Origin of the sequence: Microbacterium sp. (genome assembly GCF_043427715.1) — a bacterium.
Taxonomy (GTDB): Bacteria; Actinomycetota; Actinomycetes; order Actinomycetales; family Microbacteriaceae; genus Microbacterium.
Genome location: NZ_JBHWTD010000095.1, coordinates 1 through 7929, shown reverse-complemented (window position 1 = coordinate 7929; position 7929 = coordinate 1). Strand labels below are relative to the sequence as shown.

Genomic DNA, 7929 nt, shown 5'->3' with positions numbered 1-7929 from the left:
ACGCTACTTCAGCGAGCACTCCATGAAGCTCCTCAACACCACCGAGAAGGAGGTCGCGATCCCCGAACTCGCTGCAGCATAATCACAGAAGCTGATCTCGCACGGTGTTGAGAAACTCCACCACTCAGCGGGACGTCACCCACGATGCGCCGGCCCCGGCTCGTGAAGCGATCGCACGGGCGAGGGCATCTGCGCGACATGGTCTCCATCCACCACCGCCCCGCCACCGTGACCGACCGGCTCGAGCCGGGTCATTGGGAGCGGTCGCGACCCTCGTCGAGCGCACCACCCGCTACCTGAAGATCGTGCCGCTGCCCGACGGGATCAAGGCCAAGGACGTCAGCATCGCGGTCGCCCGCGCCCTGTTCAACGTCCCACCCGGCATGTGCAAGTCCCTGACCTGGGACCGCGGCCGCGAGATGGCCGACCACGCCTTCCTCAGCGCACTCATCGACGCCCCGGTCTACTTCTGCGACCCCCGCAGCCCGTGGCAGCGCGGCACCAACGAGAACACTAACCGCCTCCTGCGCCAGTACCTCCCGCGGCGCACGAACATGAACGCGACGAGTAACGACGAGCTCGAACGCATCGAGAGGCTCCTCAACGAACGGCCTCGGCAGGTCCTTGAATGGGCGGCGCCGACGGAGAGGTTTCTTGAGACCGCAGCGGCGGCTCGAGAATTGCGCCGGTCGATGAGCAGATCCGACGCAGGCGTGCGAGCTGTAGCTGAGGAATGAAGCCGGGGCAGGCAATGAGAATCGGCGACTGTGATGTGTCCCTGCGAGACCGCCCACCGGGGATACCCCTTCGAGTCAGGAGGGCGACCAGCGTGGGCGTGGCGCCGGTCTGGGCGCAGCCACGATCACATCGGGCTTGTCACGTGGACGATCCTGAGTGGGCCTTCTTCAGGTGTGGGCGTCTCGAACCCGTCGATGTACGCGATCGCTCGCTCGCGCGACACAGCGATGTCGTCCGGGCCGGAGTTCTCGCGCTGGGCCAACCTGTCCAGGAGGATCGACCGCCTGGTGTCCAGGTAGTAGACGACCGGGACGACGCCGAGGGGGGCGCAGAGCCGCCTGAACTCATCGCGCGAGGCACGGGACCAGAACGAGGAGTCCACGACGACGCCCTTCCCCTGCTTCACACAGTCGACGAGCTTGTCCTGGAGCGTTCCGTTGACGACCTGGCGCGCGTCGTCGCCGATCGGGTGGGTCCGGTGCCCGAGGGCCCACGCCTCGCCGTCGAACGAGACCCTGACATAGCCCCGGGCCTCCAGGCCACGCGCGTAGGTCGACTTCCCCGATCCAGCCGGACCGCACATGAGGATGACCTGGTCCACGTAGCCAACCCTATGCGGGCTCAACGCAGGTGAGGGACAAAGGCGGTGTCGACGGCGCTCGAAAACTGGACAGTAGCGGCGCTTGAAAAGTGAACACTCAACGATTGGAGAGTGATCACTTTGGAGGACTGGGCGTTGATCCGGAGGCTGGCCGGCGAGGGCGTGCCGAAGGCGCATATTGCCGAGCGGTTGGGGATCTCGAGGACCACGGTCATCAAGGCGGTGAACTCGGAATCGCCGCCTCACTATGAGCGGACAGCGGCGCCGACGTCGTTCACACCGTTCGAGTCGCGGGTGCGTGCGTTGCTGCTGGAGACGCCGACGATGCCGGCGACGGTGCTCGCGGAGCGGGTCGGGTGGACGGGCTCGATCCGGTGGTTCCGTGACAACGTGAAGCGGTTGCGGCCCGAGCAGCAGCGTCTCGATCCCGCGGATCGGATCACGTGGGCGGCGGGGGACGCGGCGCAGTGCGATCTGTGGTTCCCGCCGAAGAAGATCCCGCTCGAGGACGGGACAGCGAAGCTGTTGCCGGTGCTGGTGATCACCCCGGCGCATTGCCGGTTCACGACGGGAGTGATGATCCCGACGCGGAAGACCGAGGATCTGCTGCTCGGGACCTGGCAGCTGATCGAGCAGCTCGGCCGGGTTCCGCGTCGGCTGATCTGGGACAACGAGCCCGGCATCGGGCGAGGACGCCGTCACGCGGACGGAGTCGACGCGTTCATGGGAACCCTCGCGACCAAGCTCGTGCTGCTGCCGCCGCGGGATCCGGAATCGAAAGGGATCGTGGAACGCCGCAACGGTTGGTTCGAGACATCGTTCATGCCGGGCCGGTCATTCGCCTCGCCCGCGGACTTCAACGAGCAGTTCACCGACTGGCTCGGAGTCGCCAACCAGCGGAGGGTGCGCACCCTGGCCGCCTCTCCGATCTCGCTGCTGCCTGCGGATCTGGCGGCGATGTTGCCGTTGCCGCCGATCCCGTTGCATCTGGGCTGGCGGAACCGGATCCGGCTCGGCCGCGACTACTACGTCCGCATCGACACGAACGACTACTCCGTCGACCCGCGCGCGATCGGCAGGATCGTCGAGGTCACCGCGGACCTGGACCGGGTCCGCGTCCGCCTCGATGGACGGATCATTGCCGACCACACCCGTGTCTGGGCGCGAGGAATGGTGGTCACCGACCCCGCGCATCGAGAAGCTGCGGCCGTCCTACGACGCGAGTTCCAGCAGCCACGACTTGTTCCAGTCGGCGACGATCTGACTCGGGATCTCGCCGACTACGACCGCGCGTTCGGGCTCGTCGAGGGGAGCAACTGATGGCCGGCAAGACCGACGTCGCGAAGCAGATCACCTATCTCGCCGGCGCACTCAAGGCACCCCGGATCACGGAGGCCGCAGCCCGGATGGCGGACCAAGCACGCGACGCTGGGTGGTCGTTCGAGGACTACCTCGCCGCCGTCCTCGAACGCGAAGTGAGCGCTCGCAACGCCTCCGGCGCGGAGCTGCGGATCAAAGCCGCTGGCTTCCCGAGCCGGAAGACGCTCGAGGACTTCGACTGGGACGCGCAACCAGCCACCCGGCAGCAGATAGCCGCGCTCGCTTCGGGAGGGTTCCTCCTCGAAGCGCAGAACGTGGTCCTGCTCGGCCCTCCCGGGACCGGGAAGACCCACCTCGCGCCCGCGCTCGGGATCATCGCTGCCCGCCACGGGCACCGGGTGTTGTTCGCGACCGCGACGGACTGGGTCACCCGACTCACCGACGCCCACCGGCAAGGCAACCTGCCACGAGAGCTCACCCGGCTTCGCCGTTACGGGCTGATCATCGTCGACGAAGTCGGCTACCTCCCGTTCGAACAAGACGCCGCCAACCTCTTCTTCCAGCTGGTCTCGTCACGCTACGAACACGCGTCGCTGATCCTGACCTCGAACCTGCCGTTCTCCGGCTGGGGTGGCGTCTTCGGAGACCAGGCCGTCGCCGCCGCGATGATCGACCGGATCGTTCACCACGCCGACGTCCTCACCCTCAAAGGGGTCAGCTACCGCCTCCGCGGCAGAGGCATCGACAGCCTCCCCAGCATTCGCACCACCACCGACGAGACCCCTGGCTAGACTGCCCGCAACCGTTCACTTTTCGAGCGCCGAAAGTGACCAGGATTCACCCGCCGCCGACAGGCGGTGACGCCCGGGTAGGAGTCGAGGGCTGCATGACCACCTACGGCCGGCATCACCCGGAAATCCGCTTGACCATACCGCCGTGCCGTAAGCCGATCGCTATATGGGACGCAATCCGGGCTATCCACGTCGACCCGCCGAGGCCGGAAATTCCGCACTTCGTTGTCTTGTCCGACGTCCCATATGTGACTGTTGCAGGTATGTGGCGGCATTCTTGCTGAGATACGTGGCGGCAAGGGCCGTCCATCCAGGAACGACACTGTCCGCAAGCTGGGGGCAGCAACGATGGCCTGGGCCACGCAGACCATCGGCGGAGCCGCCACCGATCACCACCAGATGCTGCGCACCTACACCCGATGGGTGCTGCTACGCCGAGCCAGCCGAGATGCCGAAGGCGACATCGCTATCGGCGCAGCTCGGCACGTCAAAGCATCGCTGCGGGGCCTCGTCACCTTCCTCACCTGGGCTGAGGAACAACAGACGCCCCTGCGCGCTCTCACTCAGGCACAGATCGAGGAGTTCATCACCCTCCACACCGCACGACGATGGCTCCCACAGTTCCTCACCTGGGCCGCCGAACGCGACATCACACCCGACCTCGACATCTCCACGCTTCCGCGCCGAGAACCCGCGATCAGCACGTCCGAGGCACACCTTGAAAACGTCATCCGCACCCTCGCCACGGATCGCGGTATCGCGCTCGATGCGCGCCTTGCGGCGCTGCTGATCGCGGTCTACGGACTGCCCGCAACCAAGACGCTCGCGCTGCATCGCCGCCAGCTCCGCGACGAGAACGACGGCCTCGACCTCCGCATCGGAGACCGTCCGCTCACGTTGCCCGCGCCGATCACCCTGCTCGCCCGGGAGCAACTCGACCTCCGACCCGACGCAGACGATGACGCATGGCTGTTCCCTGGCCGTCTCCCTGGGCAGCCTCTCGACCCGCAATACCTTTCACTACGCCTGCGCCCTCTCGGCACCAGCATCTCCGCGCTACAGAACGCCGCCCGGTTCCGGCTCGCCGGAGCCGTCCCCGCCAAAGTCCTCGCAGACATACTCGATTTCAGCGTCGCCACCTTCGAGAACTACGCCCGCCTCTCAGGTAGCACCCGCGGCGACTACCCGGCGCTGCGAGAAAACAGCAGTCGATAGGCCACCACCGCTGAACTGACAGTTCCCTCCCCGCGCGACAGCGGCAGTGAACCTGCGGCGGTTCACATGAACGGTCATCTGTACATATGCTCTGGCGTGGCCAGCCACTGCGCTCTCGATGGGGCTGCTCTTCAAGCTCAGGCCGACGTCAGGCTTCCCCGCCCGCTCCCTCGACGGGCTCACTTACTTAGGATACCCTAATCAGAGAGTTCTTCTGCTGTCGCCCGATGGCAGAATCGACTTCAACTCGTGGAAGGTAGCATTGTCAATGCATCTGACGAAGGCCACCAGCAGGACTGTGCTCTCCTTCTTCGCGATCGCTACAGCATTCACCTTAGCGACCGCTACCCCTGCGACCGCATCCGGGTTCGATACGTCGGCTAACCCGACCGCCGAAACTGATGAGGGCGTCATATTCTCGGTTCTCGGTGACGTCGGAGACGGTGTCGGCTCGATTGTTTCAGACGAAGAGCTCGCTCAGCTCGGGATCGAGGTGACCCCCGGTACAGCCTCAAGCGCGCCGACAGTTCAGGCTGAGCCCGCGCCCACCGCGCGAGCAGCCGCGACCAACAACGTACTCTTCCGGTGGAATGACTTCGGTGGTCGACAAGTTGTGCTGCGGTCCCAGCCGTACGACAAGATCCTCAACAAGCACAACCTGACATACCGCACACCACGCGTAGTCACCCAGAAAGCTACAACACGAACCCCCGACGGCGGCACATCATGGCGCTACCGACTGGCCGCCAACGAGGTCAAGTGCGACTTCTGGGGGAACAACTGCAAGGTCGTTCGTACGGTCTGGGTGCGCACCATCGTGGATTTCCGTTCATATCAGGGTGACAAGTACGGAGTGGTGACCGCCTACTGCGAGGGCATCGACGGCAAATGCCCCGATTTCGTGAAGAACGCGCTGAACCAATGACCAGGACAGACCGAGACCCCGCTGACGCCGCGCTCTGGCGCGACGCCATCCGGGAAGCTTCCACCTTGGAGAACCTCCGCCCGCACGATGGTCTCATCCGGCAGATCCTGCTCGGCCCGGACACGCTCGAGTTCACCCTCATCGGCGGTGAGGTATTCACCACTCCGGCCTCAGCAGATCGGAACGTGATCGCGTCCGCAGCTTCCAAGGCACTAGGTCGCAAGATCACCGCCAACCAGGCCGCGGAGTGGGAGCCCCCGGAGCAGACAGCGAACTACTGGTGGGCAGAGACTCTATACAACTTCGGGCTCCTCGCCCCCGAAGGAACCGTCATGAATCCCACAGTCGTGTTCACCCGGATCTGGCGTGAAGGAACGATCGCGAAGATCGAGGCCTACGACGCACGTCGGACGGCTGTTGCAGAGTTCGATCTCCGTGCAGATCACCCGCCGGCGGACACAGTCACCGACGTGCTCGAGGCTCTCCGCGTATAGACCTGAGAATACCTCCACCGGAACCGCCTGCGGCCGTCTGACGCGCGACCGCCGCATGTCACAACCCTGCATGTTGGCGAGCCGCCAGAGCGCGTCAGTCGCTCGGAAGCCTCGGGATAGTTCTCACCCGGATAATGCACTTACACCGGTAGCGTGAGAACTTCCATCCTGGAAGACCTCGACGCCTATCCGCGAACCAGCCGGCGGTCCCGGGCTACACCCTCAACTGCGAAGAGCCTGTATAGCTGCGGGTAGTGGCGGAAACGTTGGTCGATGCCGGGCATGCCGATGAGGATGATCGCGATGTGTTCTCGATCATGTCGGTCACGAAGGATCTCGAGGGCGGTCGCGGAGAGTCGTTCGGCTTCATCGATGATGAGGAGTTCTACCCATCGCCGGGAATCATGGCGCATGACGGATCCTGTCCCTTTGCCGATCGCTCGAAGGTGTTCGTCGATGCAGTGCCCCAGTCGCCCCTGGATGCGATCGATGTCGTGGAGGAGCTGGGCGGTTTTGGCGAGAACGGGCGGGGTTGCGTGGTTCTTCGCGGGCGGCTGTGCGGGGTATGCGGTCGTTGATGTCTTTACGGAGGGCGCGTCGGCGGGCGCGACGGGCTGCTTCGATGTCTCGGAGGCTGAGTCTCTCGTTAGGGTGCGCTTCGTCGACGGCGACACAAATGAAGGTGTCGTGGTCATAGACACGAACTTCGGAAAGGTCCCGAGGGTCGTATCGGATGGTGATGCTGCGCCCGACGAACGGGGCTAGCGTCGGGGCGAGATAGCGCTGTCCTTGGAAATGGATCCCATCACGCTGCACGACTCTGTTCTTCGGGACGGTGAGGAGAAGCCCGTCGAGCTGATCGAGGCTGTCTGGCATGCGCGGTAGCCAACCGTCAGCGATCCACGCGGTTTTGGGGCTCATCCCGAGCTCGCGATGGGGGCGTTCGTTGTACGTGGCGATGAACTCATGAATCGCGTGGTCGAGTTCCGGGAGCGTGAGTCGCGGATCCGGATGTCGTGTTCCTGATGTCAGGTGTCCTGGGAGCTGCGCGAGGAGCTCGGTGTTAACGGTGCCGAAGAAACGCTCGATCTTTCCTCGGCCCTGCGGCCTGCCGACCGTTGAGTAGATCAGTCGAACCTTGAGGGCAACCGCGGTGTACTCCAAATGGTGGCTGGTGAAGTCGCTGCCATGGTCGACGTGCAACACGTCCGGCAGTCCACACATCGACCAGGTGGGGTCACTTTTGCGCCAGATCGCTTGCCGCAACGCAAGAGCGGTATTCATCGCCGAGGGCGCCCCGGTGAAGACCGTATATCCGCAGATCGCACGCGAATAGTCGTCGAGAATCACAGTCAACCAGGGCCGCTCGGGCTTCCCTGTCGCCCCGCGAATGAGGATGTCGAGTTCGGTGTGATCGGCCTGCCATGTCGTCTTCGGACGTTCCGCACGCCGTCTAAACACCAACTCGTGCTTATCCCGATACGACGCCGGACCTTCTAACGCAAGAGTCACGAGCGCCGGATCGAGGCTCTGCACGATCGAACGAACCGTTGAGTAACTCGGCGGAACCACGCCGGTCCGTTCGCCTTCAGCTCGCGCGAGACGCTGCATCACCGCGATTGAAGGACGTGGCCGGGTGAGGGCAACACCTTCGATGAACGACACGAGCTCCGGTGATGTGCGCCGCTGCCCCTGGTCAGTTCTGGTGACGTCCCGCTGAGTGGTGGAGTTTCTCAACACCGTGCGAGATCAGCTTCTGTGATTATGCTGCAGCGAGTTCGGGGATCGCGACCTCCTTCTCGGTGGTGTTGAGGAGCTTCATGGAGTGCTCGCTGAAGTAGCGTC

General features: G+C 64.4%; 9 protein-coding genes. 6 read left to right on the top strand and 3 right to left on the bottom strand.

Going from position 1 to position 7929, the window contains the following annotated elements:
• The first annotated feature begins 254 nt into the window (after nt 1-254).
• Entirely contained in the window at nt 255-737 is a 483-nt protein-coding gene (locus ACHFGS_RS09670; protein ID WP_394279183.1) for an IS30 family transposase, read from the top strand.
• A gap of 125 nt (nt 738-862) precedes the next feature.
• Here ACHFGS_RS09670 and ACHFGS_RS09665 read toward each other — a convergent pair whose 3' ends face one another.
• A complete protein-coding gene (locus ACHFGS_RS09665; RefSeq protein ID WP_232089073.1) occupies nt 863-1339 on the bottom strand; it encodes an ATP-binding protein in 477 nt (158 codons plus the stop codon).
• A 111-nt stretch (nt 1340-1450) separates the two neighbouring features.
• Here ACHFGS_RS09665 and istA point away from each other — a divergent pair, with 111 nt between their 5' ends.
• The 5 genes from istA (at nt 1451) to ACHFGS_RS09640 (ending at nt 6084) form a co-directional block, all read left to right on the top strand.
• Complete coding sequence (gene istA / locus ACHFGS_RS09660) at nt 1451-2659, top strand: IS21 family transposase (RefSeq protein ID WP_394279184.1); 1209 nt, start codon at nt 1451-1453, stop codon at nt 2657-2659.
• Nucleotides 2659-3450 carry an IS21-like element helper ATPase IstB gene (gene istB, locus ACHFGS_RS09655; RefSeq protein ID WP_394279185.1) on the top strand — a complete coding sequence of 264 codons (792 nt, stop codon included), beginning with the start codon at nt 2659-2661 and terminating at the stop codon, nt 3448-3450. Before istA ends, istB begins: the two co-directional genes overlap by 1 nt.
• 348 nt (nt 3451-3798) lie before the next feature.
• Nucleotides 3799-4665, top strand: a complete 867-nt coding sequence (locus tag ACHFGS_RS09650; RefSeq protein ID WP_394279186.1) for a hypothetical protein — start codon at nt 3799-3801, stop codon at nt 4663-4665.
• A 268-nt stretch (nt 4666-4933) separates the two neighbouring features.
• Nucleotides 4934-5590: a hypothetical protein gene (locus ACHFGS_RS09645; protein ID WP_067196717.1), complete on the top strand. Its 657-nt coding sequence runs from the start codon at nt 4934-4936 to the stop codon at nt 5588-5590.
• Nucleotides 5587-6084, top strand: a complete 498-nt coding sequence (locus tag ACHFGS_RS09640) for a hypothetical protein (protein ID WP_394279188.1) — start codon at nt 5587-5589, stop codon at nt 6082-6084. Before ACHFGS_RS09645 ends, ACHFGS_RS09640 begins: the two co-directional genes overlap by 4 nt.
• A gap of 185 nt (nt 6085-6269) precedes the next feature.
• Here the strand turns inward: ACHFGS_RS09640 and ACHFGS_RS09635 are convergent, their stop codons facing one another.
• Nucleotides 6270-6497 carry an AAA family ATPase gene (locus tag ACHFGS_RS09635; protein WP_394279189.1) on the bottom strand — a complete coding sequence of 76 codons (228 nt, stop codon included), beginning with the start codon at nt 6495-6497 and terminating at the stop codon, nt 6270-6272.
• Complete coding sequence (locus tag ACHFGS_RS09630; RefSeq protein ID WP_394279190.1) at nt 6487-7749, bottom strand: Mu transposase C-terminal domain-containing protein; 1263 nt, start codon at nt 7747-7749, stop codon at nt 6487-6489. The genes ACHFGS_RS09635 and ACHFGS_RS09630 overlap by 11 nt, the downstream gene beginning before the upstream one ends.
• Between the last annotated feature and the right edge of the window lie 180 nt (nt 7750-7929).